The 24,195-nt window shown below is 42.7% G+C and carries 20 protein-coding genes; 17 read left to right on the forward strand and 3 right to left on the reverse strand.

Annotated elements, in window-relative coordinates; genetic code table 11:
* Positions 1-14: 14 nt before the first annotated feature.
* Together ACFQZI_RS04420 and ACFQZI_RS04425 are read right to left on the reverse strand one after the other, a co-directional pair.
* Positions 15-431, reverse strand: coding sequence for a hypothetical protein (locus ACFQZI_RS04420; RefSeq protein ID WP_377138934.1), 417 nt, complete (start codon positions 429-431; stop codon positions 15-17).
* A 5-nt stretch (positions 432-436) separates the two neighbouring features.
* Positions 437-1,402: a zinc dependent phospholipase C family protein gene (locus ACFQZI_RS04425; protein ID WP_377138936.1), complete on the reverse strand. Its 966-nt coding sequence runs from the start codon at positions 1,400-1,402 to the stop codon at positions 437-439.
* A 678-nt stretch (positions 1,403-2,080) separates the two neighbouring features.
* Between ACFQZI_RS04425 and rpsT the strand changes: the two genes are divergently transcribed.
* The 10 genes from rpsT (at position 2,081) to ACFQZI_RS04475 (ending at position 10,609) form a co-directional block, all read left to right on the forward strand.
* Positions 2,081-2,335: a 30S ribosomal protein S20 gene (rpsT, locus tag ACFQZI_RS04430; RefSeq protein WP_377138938.1), complete on the forward strand. Its 255-nt coding sequence runs from the start codon at positions 2,081-2,083 to the stop codon at positions 2,333-2,335.
* 653 nt (positions 2,336-2,988) lie between these two features.
* Complete coding sequence (gene radC / locus ACFQZI_RS04435; RefSeq protein ID WP_377138941.1) at positions 2,989-3,687, forward strand: RadC family protein; 699 nt, start codon at positions 2,989-2,991, stop codon at positions 3,685-3,687.
* Between the two features lie 138 nt (positions 3,688-3,825).
* On the forward strand, positions 3,826-4,065 hold the full coding sequence (locus ACFQZI_RS04440) for a hypothetical protein (RefSeq protein ID WP_377138944.1): 240 nt from the start codon (positions 3,826-3,828) through the stop codon (positions 4,063-4,065).
* Between the two features lie 711 nt (positions 4,066-4,776).
* Positions 4,777-7,176 carry a phenylalanine--tRNA ligase subunit beta gene (pheT, locus tag ACFQZI_RS04445; protein WP_377138946.1) on the forward strand — a complete coding sequence of 800 codons (2,400 nt, stop codon included), beginning with the start codon at positions 4,777-4,779 and terminating at the stop codon, positions 7,174-7,176.
* 59 nt (positions 7,177-7,235) lie between these two features.
* Positions 7,236-7,364: a hypothetical protein gene (locus ACFQZI_RS04450; protein ID WP_377138948.1), complete on the forward strand. Its 129-nt coding sequence runs from the start codon at positions 7,236-7,238 to the stop codon at positions 7,362-7,364.
* A gap of 14 nt (positions 7,365-7,378) precedes the next feature.
* Positions 7,379-7,513 carry a hypothetical protein gene (locus tag ACFQZI_RS04455; protein WP_377138950.1) on the forward strand — a complete coding sequence of 45 codons (135 nt, stop codon included), beginning with the start codon at positions 7,379-7,381 and terminating at the stop codon, positions 7,511-7,513.
* Positions 7,514-7,551: 38 nt separating this feature from the next.
* Positions 7,552-7,839: a hypothetical protein gene (locus ACFQZI_RS04460; RefSeq protein ID WP_377138952.1), complete on the forward strand. Its 288-nt coding sequence runs from the start codon at positions 7,552-7,554 to the stop codon at positions 7,837-7,839.
* A 21-nt stretch (positions 7,840-7,860) separates the two neighbouring features.
* Positions 7,861-8,154 (forward strand): cell division protein ZapA, encoded by a 294-nt coding sequence (locus tag ACFQZI_RS04465; RefSeq protein WP_134337669.1) that lies wholly within the window; start codon positions 7,861-7,863, stop codon positions 8,152-8,154.
* A 297-nt stretch (positions 8,155-8,451) separates the two neighbouring features.
* On the forward strand, positions 8,452-10,017 hold the full coding sequence (gene rny, locus ACFQZI_RS04470; protein WP_377138954.1) for a ribonuclease Y: 1,566 nt from the start codon (positions 8,452-8,454) through the stop codon (positions 10,015-10,017).
* 55 nt (positions 10,018-10,072) lie between these two features.
* Positions 10,073-10,609, forward strand: a complete 537-nt coding sequence (locus ACFQZI_RS04475; protein WP_377138956.1) for an Mpo1 family 2-hydroxy fatty acid dioxygenase — start codon at positions 10,073-10,075, stop codon at positions 10,607-10,609.
* A gap of 312 nt (positions 10,610-10,921) precedes the next feature.
* Here the strand turns inward: ACFQZI_RS04475 and ACFQZI_RS04480 are convergent, their stop codons facing one another.
* Positions 10,922-12,676 (reverse strand): lysophospholipid acyltransferase family protein, encoded by a 1,755-nt coding sequence (locus ACFQZI_RS04480; protein WP_377138959.1) that lies wholly within the window; start codon positions 12,674-12,676, stop codon positions 10,922-10,924.
* A gap of 64 nt (positions 12,677-12,740) precedes the next feature.
* Here ACFQZI_RS04480 and ACFQZI_RS04485 point away from each other — a divergent pair, with 64 nt between their 5' ends.
* The 7 genes from ACFQZI_RS04485 to ACFQZI_RS04515 all read left to right on the forward strand — a co-directional run bounded on the left by ACFQZI_RS04485 (position 12,741) and on the right by ACFQZI_RS04515 (position 24,178).
* Entirely contained in the window at positions 12,741-13,574 is an 834-nt protein-coding gene (locus tag ACFQZI_RS04485; RefSeq protein WP_377138961.1) for a helix-hairpin-helix domain-containing protein, read from the forward strand.
* Positions 13,571-14,098, forward strand: a complete 528-nt coding sequence (locus ACFQZI_RS04490) for an adenine phosphoribosyltransferase (protein ID WP_377138963.1) — start codon at positions 13,571-13,573, stop codon at positions 14,096-14,098. Before ACFQZI_RS04485 ends, ACFQZI_RS04490 begins: the two co-directional genes overlap by 4 nt.
* A gap of 248 nt (positions 14,099-14,346) precedes the next feature.
* Positions 14,347-16,806 (forward strand): glycoside hydrolase family 31 protein, encoded by a 2,460-nt coding sequence (locus ACFQZI_RS04495; protein WP_377138966.1) that lies wholly within the window; start codon positions 14,347-14,349, stop codon positions 16,804-16,806.
* Between the two features lie 120 nt (positions 16,807-16,926).
* Positions 16,927-17,310, forward strand: a complete 384-nt coding sequence (locus ACFQZI_RS04500; RefSeq protein WP_377138969.1) for a hypothetical protein — start codon at positions 16,927-16,929, stop codon at positions 17,308-17,310.
* 223 nt (positions 17,311-17,533) lie between these two features.
* Positions 17,534-19,153, forward strand: a complete 1,620-nt coding sequence (locus ACFQZI_RS04505; protein ID WP_377138972.1) for a DUF6377 domain-containing protein — start codon at positions 17,534-17,536, stop codon at positions 19,151-19,153.
* Positions 19,154-19,650: 497 nt separating this feature from the next.
* Positions 19,651-22,578 carry a SusC/RagA family TonB-linked outer membrane protein gene (locus ACFQZI_RS04510; RefSeq protein WP_377138975.1) on the forward strand — a complete coding sequence of 976 codons (2,928 nt, stop codon included), beginning with the start codon at positions 19,651-19,653 and terminating at the stop codon, positions 22,576-22,578.
* A 13-nt stretch (positions 22,579-22,591) separates the two neighbouring features.
* Complete coding sequence (locus ACFQZI_RS04515; RefSeq protein ID WP_377138978.1) at positions 22,592-24,178, forward strand: RagB/SusD family nutrient uptake outer membrane protein; 1,587 nt, start codon at positions 22,592-22,594, stop codon at positions 24,176-24,178.
* Positions 24,179-24,195: the final 17 nt, after the last annotated feature.

Here is a 24,195-nt window from a genome sequence, read left to right on the forward strand (position 1 = left end):
AGTTAAACTTTCGTTTAAGGTTTACAGGGGTAGATGGTTAGTTTTTTATTCTTGTGTTGGTAGCAATGCCACTTTTGCCACACAGATAGTTTGCGCCATTTACGCCACTGTGTAAGGGTTAAAAGCTGTTCGCCTTGCCCGGTCATATTGTCTACGTAGTATATCTTGTAAACTTCAGGGTCAACATAAAAGTTGCTGGCGGTCCTGTACATACCAAGGTTACTTAACCCTACTTTAACCCAATAATATTTAAAATCTTTTTCGGGTGTCCGTTCTATTGTTATTTGAGGTTGCGATGCCCTGGCTTTTTTCATAAACGATTTAACCTCGGGCATGGCGGCTACTTTGCTTAAAATTATCTGTTCGCTTATGTTGGTTTGGCAATAGGCTATGCCGGGTAACCATATCAATAAGCAAAGTATATATTTCATAAATGTTAAGGCTTATTTAAAAGTAATACTTTACCTGCTTTATAAAATGCTTCTTCTTTATTTAGGCTTTGTGTTTCTGCCGGTGTTAACGGCTTTACAATAAGCTTATCAAGATCTGGTTGCCCGGCATCTACCCATGCAGAGAACCAATAGCTGCCCACACTTAGGATGCTTGCCCGCATTTGCCTTTGCACCATGCCCTTTAGCAGCCGGTGGTAAGCCCTGCTGTAAGCTACCGAATATACCTTTACCTTGCGGTTGCCGCGTTGCTCCATAGCATATTTTTGCGCGGCAGGGAAGGTTTTGTTCAAAGCCCTTTCAACCCTCAATACGGTATCTACACTTTTGTAAGATGCCCGGCAGATCTTAAATGCTTCGGCCAATGGGTTGTTGATATACCTGGCTTTGCCCACATTGTAATTATAACTGTTGCTGAACAGCTCGGGCAGGCGGCTTTCCCAAAGGGAGTGGATGCCCTGCTGGTTGGTTAATTGGCCGTCGTAGTTTTGAGTGAGATGCAGGGGCGTGTGCGCGTCTGACATATAATGCGCCAGGTTGGCTGATGAAATGAGAATGGCCGTGGTATCCCTCGCCTTAAAGGCCTTTACCAGCCAGTAATAGTTAGATTGTATGGCCCATGGCACCGTGCCATACTTGTTCAGCGTATCGCTGCTGTATTTGGCTGCGGCATCTATCCAGCGTAGAGGTACATCGCGGAATGGCTGCTTGCCGTAATGGTCTGCATCAAAAAAATGATGGGGTGCCTCGGTGCTGTCTACATACCGCTTTTTATCGGCGCTTACAGCGTGTTCTGTTATAAAGTCGATATTTGCCTTGTAAAATCCCGCCATGCCTTTAGGTAACGTAAAAACAGCCAGCCTGTTAATGCGGTAATGCGCAAAGAAACCCCACGAGGAACAAAGCGTAATAATGGCTATGCCGGTGACGAGGGTTAGGAGTGGGCGTTTCATGGAAGTGTAAATATAGAACTTTGATCACAGCTTATAAGTTAGCAAAAGCGCAATCTCGTCAAATTATAATACACGTGTCATTGCGAGCGATAGCGCGGCAATCGCACATAAGAAAATCGACGATTAGTTCTTCGTTAGGAATGGCAGTGAGTAATATGAATCGTCAGTGGATGTTCATTTCTTTTCTCTCAAAAGAAACGAACCAAAGAAAAGTCGCGACTTGGTAACACCCTGTTTAAGTTAGTGCTTCATCAGTTGTGGTGCTACCCGTGTGTTACGCTATGTCGCATTTTTAGGTTATCGTTCTGTTCGTCAAGTGCTTATTAATATTCTGAAAATTCTGGTTCAGATAAAAATCTTAAAATCAAAATAATCCCATTAATCCCGGTTCAAGACAATCTTCCGCGTTAAGGATAGGAGTGGATACCGGCCCGTTGCGTAATGCCTGCAGGCGTATGAACGCATAGCCCGACCGCAGGTAACGCGATAATACCTATCTTTGTTCGTCCGTTTCCCTGCCCGGAACATTTTGTACAGGATGCGAACAGGATGAATGGAGTAATGAACATTACACGATTTATCCACAATTTAAAAATTACCTAATTAGGCTTGCATATTTAAAAATGTGTACCTATATTTGCAACCTCAAAATAAAGAAAAGAATAACAAAGCTATACGATGGCAAATCATAAATCATCCATAAAAAGAATCAGGTCAAACGCTGCGAAGCGTCTGCGTAACAGGTATCAGGCAAAAACCACCAGAAACGCTATCAAAAAATTAAGAGGTACTACAACTAAGGTTGATGCTACTCCTTTATTGTCTAAAGTGATTTCGATGTTAGATCGTTTGGCTAAAAAGAACGTTATTCACAAAAACAAAGCTTCTAACAACAAATCGAAGCTTACAAAATTTGTAAACGGCTTAAGCTAATAGCTTAATCTCCAATAATATTAAAAGGGATAGTGCGTAATGCATTATCCCTTTTTTTGTGGCCTAAATTTCTGTTGGCGAATTTACTCACCCCGGGGTTCGCTTCGCTGCCCGACCCTCTCTGCTGCGCAAAGAGGGTAAGGAAAAAAAGAAAGCAAATGTTTCCCCTCGTTGCGAAGCGTAAAGTATACTGCTGTATTTACCCCTTATGTGCACTATTGCTTTAGCACTGCAGTTGCCTTCCCCTAAAAAGGGGAACACAACTGCCTGTGCATTTTGTACATCCGCTAATAAGGGGTAACAATATACAATATCCAAGCTCCCCCTCTTATGCGAAGCAGAGAATAAAGTAGAAAGCAAATGTTCCCCTCGTTGCGAAGCGTAAAGTACACTGCTGTATTTACCCCTTATGTGCACTACTGCTTTAGCGCTGCCTTTGCTTTCCTCTAAAAAGGAGAACACAACTGCCTGTGCATTTTGTACATCCGCTAATAAGGGGTAACAATATACATTATCCAAGCTTCCCCTCTTATGCGAAGCAGAGAATAAAGTAGTAAATAAAAGCTCCCCTCTTTGCGAAGCAGAGAGGGGCAGGGGGTGAGTAAACTATGCGATATATTTTCTACTTTAGTCACTGCAAAACCTAACCCCTTGTGGAAGATTACCCCAATAAAATAAGTATTAAAAGCTGGGCCGAGGAAGACCGACCGCGCGAGAAACTCAGCGGGCAGGGCCGCCGTGCGCTTACCGATGCCGAGCTGATTGCCATACTGATAGGTAGCGGCAGCCGCGATGAAAGCGCCGTGGAGCTAAGCAAGCGCATCCTTCACCATTACGATAACGACCTAAACAAGCTTGGTAAAGCCGGCATAGCCGAGTTATGCAAGTTTAAAGGCGTAGGCGAAGCGAAGGCAATATCTATTATTGCAGCGCTGGAGATAGGCCGCAGGCGCGGCGATACCGAGGTTAAGGTACTGGACGAGGTAAAGAGCAGTCGCGATGGCTACAACATTATGCGCCGCCATTTGATGGACCTTAACCACGAGGAGTTTTGGCTGATGCTGATTGGCCGTTCGAGCAAGGTGCTGGCTAAGGAACTGGTGAGCAAGGGCGGCCTGAGCGGTACCGTTGCCGACCCTAAAATAATCTTCCACATGGCTTTGCAGCACCAGGCAAGTGCCATTATTTTGGTGCATAACCATCCATCGGGCAACCTAAAACCAAGCCGTGAGGATTTGGTGCTAACGAAAAAGATTGCCGATGCAGGCCGCATGCTGGATATCAACGTGCTGGATCACCTCATAATAACCGATAACGGGTATTTTAGCTTTGGCGATGAGGGGCTTTTGTGAGCCTCTCCCCAACCCCTCTCCGAGGGAGAGGGGCTTTTAATAAAAGTCTCCCCTATCGGGGGAGATTTAGAGGGGGCTTAATAAAACAACCAGCCTCATGCAGCGTTGTATCTTTACAAAACTTTAAACTATAAAACCATGATACAGCAACCAGAAGAGCAGGACGACCAGTTACAACAGGATGATCAGCTAAGCCAAAACGAAAATGAAGACCAAATGAGCCAGCAGGATATTCACAGCAATGGCTTTGATGATACCAACGACGATATTGGCGAAACCGACGAAACACCGCAGGCGCAACAGGCTTACGATGCCGCAGAGCCATCATACACCCTTAACCTGGATGATGATGACAACAGCACCGGCGATGATGAATAATTAGGATAAGCCGTCCGTCCGTTTGGTTATATAATACAATGCCAAACGAATGGACGGTTACTTAAATTTTGTTCGCGGTGTTCCATCCTTGTCTCACTCTCCAAAACGAACGAACGGCAATCGTAACCGAATGCTACAGCATTTGAATTACAAGCCCAAAGTTATTACCGCAACCCTTTTATTTGCGGTAGAAAAAAATACTCACCTCAGATTTTAATAATACTCCTCCCTTACTAACACTTATATATAAATAAGATTAGATGGCTGTGCAATGTAGTCCTTTTAAGTCGTTGGGTAGTAATGCAAATATACATATAATATATTGATTATCAAATAATTATATAAAATAACTTATGTTTGCCGTTCGTCCGTATTTGCAAGCGGGACAATTGTAAAACAATGCGGACGATCTATTTGCAAATCAAGGCCGGTGCTGCTATCAAAGCCGGCCCTGCTATCCGCTCATACTGCACAGGCCTTAAGCGCCACTAATTAAAGTGCCTCCGCCTGTTACTGCAATTGCTACTGTTGTAAGTGGCCGGTATCCGCTTGTATCAGGTTTATTTGTGTTGTAATTTGTTTCCGGTTTGTTTTACGCTGTCTTTGATAATGAAACGGACGGACGGGATGCCTAAAAGCCAATCTAAAATCGTAAATCTAAAATCGTAAATCAAAACAAATCCTATCTTTGCCCATTATCATTCTCCTACAATGAAGATATCGTACAACTGGCTTAAAGAATTTATTGATACCGATAAAACCCCTGCGGAATTATCAACCATACTTACCGGTACCGGCCTTGAGGTAGAGAGCCTCGAGATGGTGCAGGCCATCCCCGGCGGATTAGAAGGCCTGGTGATAGGCTATGTTAAAGAATGTGTAGACCACGCCAACTCCGACCACCTGCACGTTACCAAAGTAGATGTTGGCACCGGCGAGGACCTGCAAATTGTTTGCGGCGCTAATAACGTTGCCGCAGGCCAAAAAGTAGTAGTGGCAACCGTGGGCACAACCATTTACCCAACCGTAGGCGAGCCGTTTAGCATTAAAAAGTCGAAAATAAGGGGAGAGGTATCCGAAGGGATGATCTGCGCCGAAGATGAGATTGGCCTGGGCCACGACCATGCCGGCATTATGGTGCTTGATGCCGATGTGCCCGTAGGCACTTTAGCAAAAGACCACTTTAAGCTGAACGACGATTACATGTACGAGATTGGCCTTACCCCAAACCGTGCCGACGCGGCATCGCACCTGGGTACGGCACGTGATATAGCCGCCTTCCTCAAAATTGGCATCAACAAGCCCGATGTAAGCGCTTTTAAGGTTGAAAGCAACACCAGCCCTATACAGGTGGTGGTAGAAAATGAAACCGCTGCACCAAGGTACAGTGGATTGACCATATCTGATGTTAAAGTGGGCGAGTCGCCCGCGTGGTTAAAAGAGCGTTTGGCCGTAATAGGCGTGCGCAGCATTAACAACGTGGTAGATGTTACCAACTACGTACTGCACGAGCTTGGGCAGCCCCTGCACGCCTTTGACGCTGCTGCCATAACAGGCAACAAGGTTATTGTAAAAACCGTAGCCGAGGGCACTGTATTTAAAACGCTGGATGATGTTGACCGCAAGCTAAGCGCCGATGACCTGATGATATGCAATGCCGATGAGGCCATGTGTATTGCAGGCGTATTTGGAGGTGCAAAAAGCGGTGTGAGTGAAAGCACTACGGATATATTCCTGGAGAGCGCTTTTTTCAATGCCGTATCTGTACGTAAAACTTCAAAAAGGTTTGGGTTAAAAACAGATGCCTCTTTCCGCTTTGAGCGTGGCACCGACCCTGATATGACCGTATTTGCCCTTAAACGCGCGGCCTTGTTAATACAGCAGGTAGCAGGCGGTAAGGTAACGTCAGAGATTTTCGACCATTACCCGCAGCCTGTAGCGCCGTTTGCTGTTGATATTACCTATAACACCATCGACAGGCTGATAGGCAAGGCCATTGGTAACGATACCATCAAGAGCATCATAACCGCTTTAGATATTAAGATAGTAAACGAAACTGCCGAAGGCCTGTCGTTGCAAGTGCCGCCATACCGTGTGGATGTAACCCGCGATGTGGATGTGGTGGAAGAGATACTGCGTATTTACGGCTACAACAATATCGAGATCCCTACACAGATCAGAGCATCATTGAATAACTCTATCCGCCCCGAGAAAGATACCGTGCAAAACGTAATTGCCGATCTGCTTAGCGCCAATGGCTTTAACGAGATGCTGGCTAACTCGCTTACCAAACTGGCCTACTCGGATAACCCCGATGATGCTGTGAAGATAGTAAACCCGCTAAGCAGCGACCTGGATGCCATGCGCCAAACCCTGCTGTACTCGGGCTTAGAGGCCATTGCCTACAACCAGAACCGCCGTGCTGCCGATTTGAAGTTTTACGAGTTTGGCAAGGTGTACAGCACCAAAGAAGATAAGTACATCGAAACACAGCGTTTCAGCGTATTCATCACCGGTGCCAATACCGCCGAGCAATGGAACCAAAAGCAAAAACCGGTTACTTTCTATAATTTAAAGGCTGTTGTTGATGGCATCCTCAAGCGCCTTAAAATAACCGATGTAGTGGTTGAAGATAGCACCTGCAGCAAGCTTGCCTTTGGCTTACAGTACATGCTTAACGGCAAGCAGCTTGTCAAATTTGGGCAGGTAGGCGCAAACGCGTTAAAAAAGGTAGATGTAGATAAAGAGGTTTATTATGCCGACTTCAACTTCGACCTGGTGCTGAATGCCGTACGCAAGAATGTAATTGTTTACCAGGAAGTATCCAAGTTCCCGGCCGTACGCAGGGATTTGAGCATGCTGGTAGATACGGCCGTAACCTTCGGACAGTTGAAGCAAATAGCCCAACGGACGGACAAAAAGCTGCTGAAAGAAGTGAATGTATTTGATGTTTACCAGGGCGATAAGCTCCCGGCAGGCAAAAAATCATACGCCCTAAGCTTTGTATTGCAGGATACCGAAAAAACCTTAACAGATAAAGCGGTGGATGCAGTGATGCAAAAATTAATTTATAATTTAGGCAAAGAAGCAGGAGCGGAGATAAGGAAATAGAGATTAGGGAGTGGTTGATTAAAGATTAGTAATTGGTTAATTAGAATTATTTAATAACTATGAAAGCATTCACCGATCTGGATGTTTGGAAGAAATCAAGAGTGCTGAGGGATATTGCCGAAGGACATGAAAGATACCATTTTGCCGACTCCTCTAATTTTTACTTAACGCTCGGGGATCTGCAATAGAAACAATTGATCATTTGATAATAGCTCTTGGCGAACATTATATTTACGAAGAAGTGTTTAATAAATTTAAAGAAGATTGTGAAGAATGCCTTAAGATGATAAACGGGTACATCAAGTATTTAAGAAGTCAGGCGTTAATCCAAAAATAAATTAAGCAGGCAAACTAATCTTTGATCTCTAATCTCTAATGAATATTTCAGACCAATTAAGTAAAGTTGTAGAAAAAACCGAAAGGTTGATAGAGCTTTGTGCTGCGTTGCAGGAAGAGAATGACCTGCTTAAGCTGGAAAGTGAAGCATTAAACGTGGCCCTTAAAACCAGTACAAATAAGACAAAAGACCTGGAAGAAAAGCTTCGTGTATTGAAGCTGGCAAAGTCGTTTTCAGAAACAAATGAAAAAAGTGTTGATATTAAGCAAAAAATTAACGACTTTGTGCAGGAAATAGATAAGTGTATTGTATTGCTTAAAAAGTAGTACAGAAAGTGAAAAGCTCAGATGGGAGAAATCTCAATAAAAATAAATATTGCTGACAGAGTTTACCCCTTAAAGGTAAACATGGAAGAAGAAGAGATTATAAGAAGGGCAGCTAAGCTGATCAACGACCGTATAAAGGAATATCAGGAAAATTACGCGGTTAGGGATAAACAGGATTTGCTTTCGATGTGTGTGCTGCATTACGCAACATCGTCATTAAAGGCAGATAAAAAAGTTACTACGGAAGATACCGAGGTAGCCGAAAAGGTTTATCAACTGGATCACTTACTGAACGATTTTTTTTCGAAACAATAACGTTCTTTAAATTGAGCTTAAAGCAAAAAGCTTAAAGCAAAAAGCCCTTAAAAGCTTTAAGCTTTGGTATTTTATGCTTTCAGCTATGAGCCATATTAAGATTTAACCGCAGTTAAATTTTAAGTTTTCACTATTAAAAACTTAACGCTTCAATATCTTCGGATTACAAAGAGGCATGCGTTGATCGTGTATTTAACGGTAACCCGTGATCCACTCCATCCGACAAGAAGTTTTAACAATACATGAACACTTAGAAGTTTAGTTGCGGTTTTTTTTATTTTATAACCTAAATAACCAATGGACATCATATTATACATCATTATTGGGTTGCTCGCGGGCATCCCAACAGGAATAGTCATAGGGCGCTTCCTGCTTCGTAAACTCTTTAAAGACCAGGAAATAAACGCTCAAAACAAGGTAAAAAAAATCCTGAAAGATGCTGAGAACAACGCCGAGATACTTAAAAAGAACCGCCAGCTTGAGGCAAAAGAGAAATTCTTACAGCTAAAAGCCGAGCATGAGCAAGAGGTAAACGCCAAAAACAACGTGTTAAACCAACGCGAGAACGGCATCAAGCAAAAAGAGCAATCTTTTAACCAAAAGCTGGAGAACATGGCCCGCAAAGAAGCGGAAGTTGATAACGTACGTAAAAAGCTGGAAACCCAAACCGAGATCCTGATGAAAAAACAGGAAGAGGTGGAGCATCTAAAAAACCAGCACGTTGCCCAGTTAGAAACCATTGCTGGCCTAAGCGCCGAAGAAGCACGCGAGCAATTGGTAGATAACCTGCGCGAAGAAGCCCGCAGCAAGGCTATGGCTCAAATTAAAGATATTGTTGACGAAGCCAAGCTAACCGCTACTAAAGAAGCTAAGAAGATAGTTATACAAACCATACAACGCACCGCTACCGAGAGCGCTATTGAAAATACGGTATCTATCTTCAACATCGAGAATGACGAGATCAAGGGCCGTATTATAGGCAGGGAAGGCCGTAACATCCGTGCGCTGGAAGCAGCAACCGGTATCGAAATTATTGTGGATGATACTCCGGAAGCAATTATCCTTTCAGGTTTTGACCCTGTTCGCCGCGAGATAGCCCGTTTGGCTATGCACCGGTTAGTGACGGACGGACGCATCCACCCGGCACGTATTGAAGAAGTGGTTGCCAAAACCAAAAAGCAAATTGAGGAAGAAATTGTGGAGATAGGCGAGCGCACCGTTATCGATCTGGGTATCAACGGCCTGCACCCCGAGCTGATCAGGATGGTAGGGCGTATGCGTTACCGCTCATCATACGGGCAAAACCTGTTGCAGCACTCGCGCGAGGTGGCCAACTTTTGTGCTACTATGGCGGCAGAACTTGGCCTGAATGTAAAGCTGGCTAAACGAGCCGGTCTGTTACATGATATTGGTAAAGTGCCTGATGATAACCCGGAGCTGCCACACGCTATTTTGGGTATGCAGCTTGCCGAAAAATATAAAGAACATCCTGAAGTGTGTAACGCCATTGGCGCCCACCACGATGAGGTAGAAATGACCTCGATGCTATCGCCCATAATACAGGTTTGTGACGCTATTTCAGGCGCAAGGCCGGGTGCAAGGCGCGAAGTGGTAGAAAGTTACATTAAGCGCTTAAAAGAGCTTGAGGAGCTTGCATTATCGTACCCGGGTGTCGAAAAAACATTTGCAATACAGGCAGGTCGTGAGTTGCGTGTTGTTGTAGAAAGCGAAAAGATCAGCGATGCACAATCGGAGATATTAGCGGCAGATATATCCAACCGTATCCAGACAGAAATGACCTACCCTGGTCAGATAAAAGTTACTGTTATCAGGGAAACCCGTTCGGTAGCATTTGCCAAGTAATTAATAACAAGCTTATATAGGCCCTCTCTCACATAGGAGAGGGCTTTTTTGTTTTATGGGAAAACAACATTCAAACATTAAGCCTCAGCCTGCCAAACCGGGCAACGAGCGTAAGATAGACGTTTACTTTAAGCGTTTAGATGCCAGCCATCAAAACCCTACCAACCAACTACTGCATTACTTTTTTGTACCGCTGATGGTATTGGGCATTTTGGGTATGGCGTGGGCTATGCCGTTCCCCCATTTAAGTTTTATAGGTAAATACAACGGCTATTTCAACTGGGCATCATTTGTCATTGCCTTTGCTATTTATTATTACCTTAAAATGTCGCCGTTGTTATCTTACTTCGCATTGTTTCTTTTCTTCGGCCTAAGCTATGGTATTATGCAACTGGAAACTTATGAAAAAGCGGGTGGCGTAGAATTAAGTATTATCAGCGTAGCTATATTGATGGTGTCGCTTGCAGGCCAGTATATAGGCGGCAAAATAGAAGGTAACGAGCAATCTTTTAACGATGATACCAAGCTGGCCCACATAACCCCGCTATGGGTGATGTACAAGCTTACGCAGAAGTTTGGATTGAAGTATTAAGTATTATAAATCTAATTCTTTGCCGTTTGCTTTAGCTGACGGCGTGTAAAATAAAAAAGTCTGGCTTCAGCCAAAAATCATAAGCACTTTAGGCCAAAGCCAAACTATTTCTGCTTGTTATCAGTCATCTGAAGCAGACGGCTATGACAACTGTCCACTTCTTGTCTAAAGGTGTCGCACTTAGAAACGGACGGACCAAATCACAGCCTGTCATGCTCAGCAATAGCGAAGTATCTAATCGCCGACATGTATACTCGAGAGCAAAGTTCAATAATAGATCCTTCGCTATCGCTCAGGATGACAATGTTTTGGCTAAAGGTTCTTACCCAACTTCTCCAATATATCCTGCGGTACCTTCTCCAGATCTAACACCAGGAAACCATCCAGGCAATCGGCAAATTTAGGGTCGATGTTGAAGCTGATGATATGGGCGTTAAGGGCCAGGTATTGGCGTAGCAGCACAGGCACCTTCATGTTATGCGTTTCCACTTCAGATATCAGGTTATCCAATCCTTTAAAGCTGTCACCTGCCGACATCAACAGGTCGGTATCAATGTTCTCGAAGTTTACCTTAAATTTCTTGCGTGGCTTTACATACTGCGCCATCTCGTGGTCGAAATGGTTGCGATTAATATACTCCACAATAAGCGATTTACTGAATTTTGAGAAAGAGTTACTGATGCTTACCGGGCCTATGAGGTAACGGTAGCGGGGATTGTCTATAACAAACTTCAGGATGCCTTTCCACAGCAGGAACAGCGGCAGCGGTTTAGTTTGATATTCCTTACGGATCCATGACCGGCCAAGCTCAAGGCTCTTCTTTAAAACAGGGGTAAACTGCTCTTTTATTTTAAACAACTCGTTAATATAGAAACCCTTTTTGCCAACTCCGTAAAATATCTCGTCGCCAAGGCCAATGCGGTAGGCGCCTACAATACGTTTGGCTTCAACATCCCAAATAAACAGGTGGTGATAATAAATATCGTACTCATCAAGGTCGGTAGCTTTATTGGTACCCTCGCCAACCTCGCGAAAGGTTATCTCGCGCAAGCGTCCAATTTCGCGTATAATGCAAGGTATTTGGGCCGTTGGCGTGATGTATACCTCGTAATTCTTTTCGGTCCAGACTTTATAATTCTCACGTAGGGTATCAACCTCTTTTTCCAGATTAACAGCAGCGGTTTCAGAGACTATAGCCTCTGGTAATTTTTTTATTTTGAACAGGTTGCGGGGGTTAAACAGTTTTTTTTCCTCATCTAATCCCGCGCCAAGGGCATAAGTTTTAGCACGAAGAAAGTTAAGTATGCTGGCACTGTTCCTGTTATCGGGAATGTCATCAACCTTTATGGGTTTGCCAATACGCAGTTTAATGGTTTGCCCTTGCTTGTTAAACAATTCTGATGGCAGTTTGGCCGTGCGCAGAGCAGGGTGTATCATGCTCAACAGGTTAAACAACAGGCCATTGTTGCCATGGAAATATATAGGCACCACAGGCACTTTAGCCTTGGCAATAATTTTACCTACCACAGGGTGCCAAAGGCGGTCGGTAACCTCACGTTTCTCTAATTTAAATGTGGATACCTCACCGGCCGGGAAAATGCCTATAGGTGTACCATTGCTTAGCAATTCGAGCGTGTTTTTCAATCCGCTGATGCTTGATGAATGTTCAACATTCTCAAATGGGTTAACAGCAATAAAGTAATCGCTTAGGTTAGGTATTTTTTTAAGCAGGAAGTTTGCCATCAGCTTGGCATCCGGCCTAACCATAGTAAGCATTTTAAGCAATATTAAGCCCTCTATGCCGCCATAAGGGTGGTTTGCTATGGCTATAAAAGCACCCTCTTTGGGTATATGCCTAAGCTCGCGCTCATCAAATTCAATGTCTATTCCGCAACCTTTTAAAATGGCATCTACAAACTCGGGGCCCTGTTTGGGCTGGGCTTGAGCAAAAAGTTGGTTCACCTGGTTTATCTTCATCAGCTCCATTAACATAGATGCTAAACCCGGCATTTTCAGGGTATCCAGTTTGGTGGCTTTGGCAAACTCTTCGGTGGTTATAATTTTCATGCTGTAATTAACGCAATAATAGTATTATAAATTATTAATTTAACGGCCCAATAGCCTGTTGATAATGAAAGCGCAGTTCAAAAATTACCTATCTCTCACCAAAAAAGAATGGAACGGTATGGTTGTGCTGCTGGTATTGATAGCGGTTGTGCTGGTTGCACCCTATATTTATCAATGGTATCACAAAGATAATACAATAAACGTTACTGCGTTTAACGCCGATATTGCAGCCCTGGATGAAGCTAATCCGCCACTTTCAAAAGACTTTAAATCACCCAAAACCGTCCTTTATAAGTTTAACCCCAACACTATTTCGACAGATGACTGGCAACGGCTTGGCTTAACCGCAAAACAAGCTGCCATTATCAAAAATTACACTACCAAAGGTGGCCGGTTCCGCAAGGCGGAGGACCTGCAAAAAATCTACGGGTTGACGAAGGTCGACTATGCCCGGCTGGCACCATTCATCATCATCCCCGAGGAGAAGGCGAAACCCAATATTGTAGTAGAATTGAACAGCGCCGACTCTGCAAAGCTTACAAGCATTGATGGAATAGGTGGGGCTTTCGCCAAGCGAATCATCTACTACCGCGAGCGCTTAGGCGGCTTTATTAGTAAAGAGCAGTTAAAAGAGGTTTTTGGGATTGACGATTTAAAGTATGATGAAATAAAAGGACAGGTTAAGGTAGATGCCAACCGCATCCGTAAAATAAATATTAACGCCATTACTTTTGATAAGTTACGGTTAATGCCATACCTTAATTATAAACAGGTAAACGCTATTATCGAATATCGCAACCAGCATGGCGATTATGCCTCCATTGACGATTTGCAGAATATTGCCATAATTGATGCCGATATTTTGCGTAAAATTGGCCCTTATTTAATTTATAAATGATAGAGCAGCAGATCAAGACCGCTATACGAGATATTCATGATTTCCCAAAGCCGGGTATCATCTTTAAAGATATTACCCCAATATTGAAAGATCCCGCGCTTTGCACTCAAATAAACGACGCCTTTTTAGAGAAAATAAAACACCTGCAGATAGATGCCGTTGCAGGCGTAGAAAGCCGCGGTTTTTTATTCGGGCTGTCATTAGCAACTAAATTGGGGGTGCCATTTATACCCGTGCGTAAAGCCGGCAAACTGCCGCATACTGTTAACCAGAAAGTTTATGAACTGGAATACGGCACTGCTACCATCGAGATACACACCGATGCGTTTAGTCCCGGCGACCGCATATTAATACACGACGACCTGCTGGCTACCGGTGGTACGGTTACCGCCACCAGCGAACTGATCCAGGACATGGGCGGCATAGTAGCGGGCTTTAGTTTTGTGGTAGGTTTAAGCTTTTTAAATGGCATCGAAAAGATAAGCCCCATTAGTAACAACATCATTATACTGGCCGATTACTGATTTTACAGCCCGGTACGCATTAATATTCAACCTTATATTTTTTGCTGATCAAATCATCAAAAACCCTCTAATTAATAAAATTAGAGGGTTTTTACGTTATAAAATATTTTGGCCGATTAATATTGATGCGCCTTGCGGTAAATGTATTTTAATTTCAGCGATTAATTGGCAGCGCGTACCAATACGCAGCCGATATTAAACAGCTTTGAAGCCGTTTAATGAACCATTGCTAAACCGTTCAATAAAACATGAAATTAAATCGCCGCATTGCCATTGCTGTAGTATTTACGGCTTGTGCGCAACTCTTATCTGCCCAAAGCCCAATCAAACAGGCTGGTAAAGTAACTGCTGTAACTGTAAACAACCAGGATATTGATGTTACTACCGAAAACGCTTTTATAAAGCTTACCGTGTATAGCCCCAATATTATAAGGGTGCGTATGGATAAGCAAAAGTTAACTGCCGATTTTTCGTACGCTGTAATTAGCGAACCCATCAAAACCAGAGTAGATATTACTCAAAATAACGATGAGATAAACCTAACCACCGACTCGCTGAAGGTGAACATCCGCAAAAATCCCTATCTGATAACATTCAGCACACTTGCAGGCGAAGTGATAAACCAGGATGAGCCGGGCTTAACTACTTCGTGGGTGAATGAAAGCGTTACAACCTACAAACATATGCAGGATAACGAGCACTTCATCGGCTTAGGCGAAAAAACAGGTCCGTTAGATAGGAAGGGCAACGCGTACACGCATTGGAACAGCGATACCTACGCCTACACAACCGGGCAGGACCCCATTTATTCAACTATTCCGTTTTATATCGGCGTACACCATAATGTGCAGTATGGAATATTTTTTGACAATACCTGGCAAAGCGATTTTAACTTTGGCGCCAGCAACAACAGGTTCGCGTCGTTTGGCGCCAAGGGCGGCGAAATGAATTACTATTTTATTTATAACAGCCACGTTGCAGATATTATCAGATCATATACGTCGCTCACCGGCCGCGTAAAAATGCCTCCAATGTGGAGCCTTGGTTACCAGCAAAACCGCTATAGCTATTATCCCGAGGCGGAAGTAATGCGCATTGCAGAAACCTTGCGGGAAAAAAAGATCCCGGCAGATGGTATTACGCTGGATATCCACTATATGGATAAATACAAGGTATTTACCTGGGATGCCAACCGCTTCCCCGACCCAGCCGCCATGACCAAAAAATTGAATAGCCTTGGCTTTAAGGTAACTCTTATTGTTGACCCTGGTATTAAAGAGGAAAAGGGCTATGGCGTTTACGAACGTGGGCTAAAAGAAGATATTTTTGCTAAGTACCCAGATGGTACTAATTACACAGGCCAGGTTTGGCCCGGCTGGTGTAACTTCCCCGATTTTACAAATCCAAAGGGCCGTGCCTGGTGGGGCAGCGAGTTAAAGAAATATGCTGCCGAGGGTGTAAGCGGTATATGGAACGACATGAACGAATTTAGCACCTGGGGGCAAAAGGCGCCGGACAACATTTTGTTCAACTACGAGGGAAAAATAGCATCGCACCCGCAAATTCATAACGTGTATGGTTTAGAAATGATACGTGCCAGTTATGAAGGCTTTAAAGCAGCGCGCGATAATAAACGCCCGTTCATTTTAACCCGTTCGGGCTATGCTGGTTTGCAACGTTATGCCGCAATATGGACAGGTGACAACCGCGCAGAAAACGACCATATGCTGTTAGGCGTTAGGCTGATGAATAGCCTCGGCCTAAGCGGTGTGCCGTTTGCCGGTATGGATATTGGCGGGTTTACCGGTGGCGCATCACCATCGTTATACGCCCGCTGGATGCAGATCGGCGCGTTTAATCCGTACATGCGTAACCACTCCGGCATCAATTCAAAAGCATCAGAGCCCTGGGCCTATGGCGAAGAGGTATTAGAAATTACGCGCAACTATATCAATCTGCGTTACCGTTTGCTGCCATACCTATACTCCAGCTTTTACGATGCCACCCAAACCGGCAGCCCTATCATGCGCTCGTTAACCATAGATTATACGCATGATGAAAATGTATATAGCGGCCAGTACGAAAACCAGTACATGTTTGGTAAAGCGTTCCTGGTGTTCCCGTTTGATGGGGTAACCAATTACGGTAAGCTTTATTTCCCGGCAGGTAAGTGGTTTAACCTGTATAATGGGCAGGTGCAACAGGGAAACCAAAAGATAGCGCTCGACCTGGGCATTTCGCAACTGCCTGTTTATGTAAAAGAGAGCAGTATTATTCCAATGCAATCGCAAATACAAACAACGGCCGAAAAACCAGTTGATACACTTTATGTACACGTATATAAAGGTGATGTAAACAACAAATTTGTTTATTACGAAGATGACGGCGAAAGCTTCGACTACGAAAAAGGTGAGTTTTATAAACGTACCATTACTTATGATGCAAGCAAGAGAGTTATATCCTTTGCAAAAGTGGAGGGTTCGGGCAAATCAAAATTTAATAATGTTAAATTGATATTGCACGGCTTTGCAGATAATACCACCTTTAAATTGAACGGCAAACAAAATAAGCTTGTTAAGAGCTTTGAGGCGCTAATGGTACCTATTTCGAGATTTGACCCTACCGGTCAATCCAACCCTGTTGAAGGAGAAAATGTGAAAAACATCGTGATGAAAAATAGCAATGACGTAATAAATATAAACTATTGAAATTAAAGGTTAAATTCATTTATGTTTAAACAATTGTTAAGAAATATAATTATTCCTTACTTAAATATTTAATAATTGGTTTAATTATATTTGGGTATTAACCAACTAAAACTAATTATTATGAAAAAGAATTTGTTAGCTCTTATTGTAATGTTATGCGGTTTTGCAGGTATAGCTAATGCCCAATCATTGGCTGTAAATGTTAAAACGAGCCCGGTTGTATCGGTAGAAAGTGCAAAAGTGGTAAAACCTGTAACAGAAGTAAAAACAGACGTTACCACGCTTGCAGCTGTAAATGCCGAAAAGAAAGTAGCGGCCGCCCCAACAGCTTGTTATACACACACGCTTTCGGCTAATCAAGGTTTTAGTACCACCTACCAATGGACAGATTGCAGCGGGGTTGTGCGCCAACAACATATTGAGAGAGGCGGCTCAACCACTGTATGCGCCCAGGAGGGTACTGTTAGCGGCGGGCCCTGGACCAAAAATGGCCCTTGCCAGTAAGATAATTTGATTGATAGTGCATTGATTTTTAAGAAAAGCTTTTTAAGTGATGCGGCGGCCCGTAGGTTATTAATAACCTACGGGCTTTTTTTTTAGCTTTTTTGTAAAAGTATGCGCCGGGGTGCGAATTTGAGGGATAATTGTTAATATTACGGTTGAAGAATTGGTTAAGCTTTAAATTTTAATTTATAGTAATTAACTTTAATTCGTGTTATAACCTATTATGAAATTTTTCCTGAGGTGTGTATTTGTGATGTTATTTGTGTATCCGGCCATTTCTGTTGGCGCCGGTACAGATAGCTTAATAAATGTCTTAAAAACAGAAATAAGCAGAAAGGATACATACGATGACGCGAAAAAAGCTCGCATAGCCAACTTAAAAAAGCTGCAGCGCAATACACCTAAAGCCGATTTTACAAGACAGTATAACCTCTGCCTTAAACTTTATGACGAGTATAAGTCGTACCAGTACGATTCAGCTTATGTTTATGTAAACAAACTCAAGGACCTAAGCATATCCATGAATGATATGTCGAGAGCCTATTATAGCCAGATAAAGCTTGGCTTTATATTACTTTCATCGGGTATGTTTAAAGAAACCTTCGACAGTATGCGAAAGGTTGATCCCAATTTGCTTACCGATTCTATGAAGGTAGAATATTACTTTATTATGTACCGCTGCAACAGCGACCTTGCCAAATACAACAGCGATAAATATTTTACCCCCGAATATATTAAGGCCGGAAAGGCATACATTGATTCGGCCATAAGAATAAGTAAACCTGGCTCAGTAGATTATACTTATTACATGGGCTTAAAACATATAGCAGAAAACGATTTTATAAATGGATCTGCTGAGTTAAACAAGCTCATCACGCCTCAAGCGCCAATATCCATGCATTTGCGCGCTATGATCAGTTGTTCGTTAGGTATCATATATTTAACGGGCGATAAGCAGGACGAGGGGTTAGACCTGCTCATACAGTCTGCCATTGCTGATATAAAATCATCAACAAAAGAAACAGTAGCGCTGTTTACACTTGCCGAGCAGCTATATAAACAAGGTAACATTAAAGACGCTTACACATTTATTCAGCTGGCCAAGGCAGATGCAGATTTTTATGGCGCGAGGCAACGCAAGATCCAGATAGGCGCCATATTGCCGTTGGTAGCAGCCGAAGAATTGAACCATTCTGAAAGCGAAAAGCGCACCATACTAAAATACCTGCTAGCCATAACTGCGCTGGCATCATTAGTTATTTTGTTTTTAGTAATGATATACAAGCAGCTAGGTAAGCTAAAGCTTAAAGAGCGCATTATTGAGCAGCAAAACCTGCAATTAAAATATATTAATCATAAACTGGAAGAAGACGCCCATATTAAAGAGGAATATATTGGCCAGTTCTTCAAGATCATATCCGGTTACATTTTAAAGTTAGAAAAGCTGAAAATGTCGGTAGATACCAAACTATCTATCAAAAAGTATGATGATATACGGCAGATTGTAAATGGCATAAATATCAAAAAAGAACGTGAAGCATTATACTACAGCTTCGATCATATCTTTTTAAAGATCTTCCCAAACTTTATTTCGGTGTTTAATTCACAGTTCGAGGAAAAAGACCAGATATGGCCACATGAAAACGAAGTGCTGAACACCGATCTCCGTATTTTTGCACTGATAAGGATGGGGATAAATGATAATGAAACTATCGCAAAAATTCTTGAATATTCGGTAAATACCATCTATGTATATAAAATGCGTATTAAGGCAAAGGCTAAAAATCCGGACCAATTTGAACAGTGTATAATGGACATTAAGGCCGTTGCTAACATTGATTAAGGACCGATATAAAGTGTATCATTATGGATACTTTAAAAACTATATAGGTGATAAATTTGCTGTTTTTGAGCAGGAAATGACTTTAAAAGGCTTATATTTTCGAGATGAAAATTATAATTAATTAATTGATAATCAAATATTTAAATTTTATAAAGTTTATATTTTTTTGTAAATTGGTTAAAGTAGTAGGGAATGAGGCGGCAGAGATACATCTTTGTATATAGATAAAAAGTTTTGAGGCCTTAAAAGATGTCTTAAACATTATCGAACAGCTTTAGAAAGCATAATTATAAACCAATATATACTGTACTATTTTTTTGTGTTTTTAGGGTAAGTACCCGATTCATTTAAACCGACATGTCGAATTTATTTGCATGCCTGTTTATGTGTAACAAAGTGAACCATGTACTAAACTTATATATAACCAATTATCAATTAAACCACAAACTATGCAATTTAAACACTTACTCACATTATGTTTTTTTGCTTTAACCTGTTTGTTTGTTCAGCCCGCATTGGCGCAAAACAAAGTAATTACAGGTAAGGTGACTGACAAAAAAGACGGATCGACCTTGATCGGTGTATCTGTAGGCGCTACCGGCGGTGTTGGTACACTAACCGGTGTAGATGGTACCTTCAGGCTTTCGGTACCGGCCAACACTACTACTTTAAACTTTACTTACATTGGTTACAAAAGCCAAACTGTAACTATTACCGGTTCTACCGTTAATGTAACTATGGAATCTTCCAGTACTGCACTAAACGAAGTGGTGGTATTGGGTTATGGTTCGCAAAGGGTTAAAGATGCGACCGGTTCGGTAGCATCACTTAGCACCAAGGATTTTAATAAAGGTGTTATTTCAACTCCCGAGCAATTGCTACAGGGCCGTATAGCAGGTGTGCAAGTTACCCCTGCAAGTGGCGAACCTGGCGCGGGTGCTTCTATCAATATCCGTGGTACAAGCTCTATCCGTGCGGGTAATAACCCGTTATACGTAATTGACGGCGTGCCTTTGGATGCCGGTGGTACATCCGGTGGTTTTGATTCCAACGCTGGTTCTTCATCAGCACGTAACCCCTTGGCATTCTTAAACCCTGCGGATATTGAGAATATTTCGGTATTAAAAGACGCGTCATCTGCAGCAATCTACGGTTCTCGTGGTGCTAATGGTGTTATTTTAATTACAACCCGTAAAGGTCGTAAAGGCCAGGGCATCCAGTTTGGAGCAAGCACAAGTGTTGCTAACGTTGCAAAACGTTACGACTTGTTAAACCGCGATCAATTCCTTGCAGGCGTTAACGCGGTAGGTGCAGATGCAAGCGCTGTTGACTTGGGTGGTAACACCGATTGGCAGAAAGAGATCTTCCGCACTGCCATATCGCAAAACTACAACCTTGCTTTTGGTGGTGGTAACGATAAAGGTAACTACCGTGCATCAGTTAGTTATGATGATCAGAACGGTACCGTTAAAACTTCAAACTTAAAACGTTTAACAGGCCGTTTAAACGCCTCACAATCGTTTTTTGATAACTTCCTAAAGTTAGACCTTAACTTTTTAGCATCTAACGTTAAAAACAGGTATGCACTTATTACCAACAACGCGGGTTTCCAGGGAAGTTTGATTGGTGCGGCATTACAGGCCAACCCAACCTACCCGGTTCGTAACCCTGATGGTACCTACTTTTCGGTTAATGGTTTCCGTAACCCGGTTGCTTTGTTAAACCTTGTTGATGACGCTGATAACATTAACCGTTACTTAACAAACCTTGCTGCTACTTTTAACATTACTAAAAACTTAGCTTACAAAGCATCAGCAGGTTATGACTTTTCAAAAGGCTTAAGAAAAACATTCTTCGATCCTACTATCCCTGCATTCACAGATGGCTCGGGTTACAGGAACTTTAACATCGACCCTGCAACCGGTAACGGAAGGGCTGTATATCAGGATCAGAAGTTAATGAACTTCACTATCGAGCATACCTTAACCTACGACAAAAAATGGGCTGATAACAGCCAGTTGACTGTATTAGGTGGTTACTCATACTACAGCTATAAAAACTATGGCGTAAACAGAATTGGTTTTGGTATTCCTTCTGGTGGTTCTTATGTAAAGGATCTTGACAAATTTGCTCATCAGTTGCCTTACCCTACAGGTGATAGCTCTAAAACTGAGTTGCAATCGTTCTTTGGCCGTGCATTTTACTCATACAAAGATCGTTTCTTGTTCACGGCAACTCTTCGTACTGATGGTTCATCAAGGTTTGGTAAAAACAACAAGTATGCTACCTTCCCTGCGTTATCATTCAAATGGAAGTTAATGAACGAAAGCTTTATGCCTAAAAATGGCGTATTTAATGACCTGAGCGTTCGCCTTAACTACGGTAAAACAGGTAACCAGGAGTTTCCTCCTTACGCGTCAATTGCGGTTAACCAGTTACAATACAACAACTCGCTGGTTACACTTAACCCGGCAAGCCCTAACTTAAAATGGGAAACCACCGAGGCTTATGGTGTAGGTATTGATTTCTCGATGTTTAACAACAGGTTAACAGGTTCGATAGATTATTTTAACAAAGGCACAAAAGACCTGTTATTCTTCCAGGATTACGCTCAGCCATCAGCGTTTGCACGCCGTTGGGTTAACTTAGCAGGTACTGTAAAAAACACAGGTGTTGATATGATCGTAAATTACGCCGCTATACAGGGCAGTAAATTTAGCTGGGATTTATCTTACAACATGACTTTGTTAAGAAACAGGATGACCAACTTTGGTAACGCCAACGTAATTACCGGTAACATCGATGGGCAGGGCTTATCTGGTGCTTACTCACAGGTAATTACTAATAACGAGCCATTATTCTCATTCAAAGTAGGCCAGTTCTCGGGCTTTGATGATCAGGGCTTTAACAAAGACCCACAAATCATTGACCAACCCAAAATTGTTGGTAGCGCTATTCCTACGTTCACCGCAGGTTTAACAAACAACTTTACATACGGTAACTTCAATTTAAATATCTTTATTAATGGTTCTGCAGGCTTTTATATTTACAACAACACTGCAAACGCCTATTTCTTAAAAGGCAACTTAGTGAGCGGTCGTAACGTAACTAAAGAAGTAGCTGCCAGCAAAGAGAACCCGTTGAACTCAGGAGAGGTATCTACACGTTTCCTTGAAAAAGGCGATTTCATCCGTTTAGCTAACGTTAACTTAGGTTATACATTCAGAATGGCTCCACAAAGCAAGATCAAAACTTTAAGAGTGTCAGTAACCGGCCAAAACTTAGCTTTAATTACCGGCTACAGCGGTCTTGATCCAGAGATCAATACTAACAAAGCCAGGAACGAAGTACCGTCAAGAGGTATCGATTATACATCGTACCCAAGTTCAAGGATATTTACATTAGGTTTAAACGCAGGTTTCTAAAATCAAACGATATATGAAAAAAATTAATTATAAAATTGCAGTAACAGCATTCGTTTTAGTGGCGGTGTCTGCAAGCTGTACCAAACTAAACGAACAGCTATACGGTTCTAAATCGCCGGTAGATCCGAATGCACCGGCTTCTACATCAGATTTAAATGGGGTTTATGCACAGTTAAACGGCCAAACAAGCCAGGAAAATACCTACGCGTTACAAGAGCACTCAACAGATGAGATGATGGGCCCTACACGCGGTACCGACTGGGGAGATTTTGGTACATGGCGTAAGCTTCACCAGCACACCTGGGAGCCATCACACAACCAGATCAATAACACATGGGACGAATTAAACATTGGTGTATTTAGGGCTACGCAGGTTTATGGTAGCGCAACTGATAACGCTATTAAAGCGCAGGCCGCCTTTTTAAGGGCATACTTTATGTTCCAGATCATTGATATTTTTGGTCAGGCACCTTTTCGCGAACCAAAATCATCACCAGATGATATTCCTAAAGTGTTTAGCCGTGCAGAAGGTACCGACTTTATTATTAAAGACCTTGAATTTGCTGAGGCTAACTTAGGTGCGTCTGCTGATATAGGTGTTGCAAGCAAAGCAGCAGCACAGGCATTATTAGCCAAGGTGTATTTGAACAAAGCTGTTTACACATCAGCAACAGTTGGCGGTCCGTTCACATTTGCAAAGGCAGATATGGATAAGGTAATTGAGTACGCTAACAAAGTAACCGCGGCAGGCTACACATTAGAGCCTGCTGGTAAGTACTTTGATGATTTTGCCTGGGATAACACCGAAAAATCACACGGTAACATCTTTGGTATCTCAAACTCGGCAGCACGTACTGTTGCAAACCCTAACAGCCGTTGGAGGATGCAATCTCACTACAACCAAACTGCTGATGGCTGGAATGGCTTTACTACACTTGCAGATTTCTACAACTCGTTTGAGGCGAATGATGAGCGCAGGGGTGTAGACTACCCGGTATTAACGCCATCGTTTGGTTTAAGGGCAGGTTTTGCTGTTGGTCAGCAATTCGGCCGCGATCCTAACAATAAACAAAACCCGGCAATTATCGCGTTAAAACAACGTGGTGGCCAGCCGCTGGTGTTTACACCACAGGTTAACTTAAACTTCTCTACAGAAGCACAGGGTATAAGGGTGTACAAATACCTGCCGGAACCAATTATAAAAGTTGGCCCTGATGGCAAAGGCTCATTTGATGACTCACACTCAACCAACGACTACGTTATATTGCGTTACGCCGATGTTGTGTTGATGAAAGCCGAAGCCATTATGCGTGGTGGTACCGATCCAAACGGACAGTCGGCTTTAACACTGGTTAACTCTATCCGAACGCCGCGTGGCGCTGCAGCGTTAGGCGCAGTAACAGACGCTGATATGCTTGCCGAGCGTGGCCGCGAATTATACTGGGAAGGCTGGAGACGTAATGACCTGATTCGTTTCGGTAAGTTTAACGATCCGGTTGATCAGCGTGCTACCACGTCAGACAAAACCCGCACTTTGTACCCAATTCCACAGCGTGCGGTTGATACTAACCCTAATTTGAAACAAAACCCGGGTTATTAATAATTGTAACAAGTTTT

Origin of the sequence: Mucilaginibacter lutimaris (assembly GCF_042676625.1) — a bacterium.
Classification (GTDB): domain Bacteria; phylum Bacteroidota; class Bacteroidia; order Sphingobacteriales; family Sphingobacteriaceae; genus Mucilaginibacter; species Mucilaginibacter lutimaris.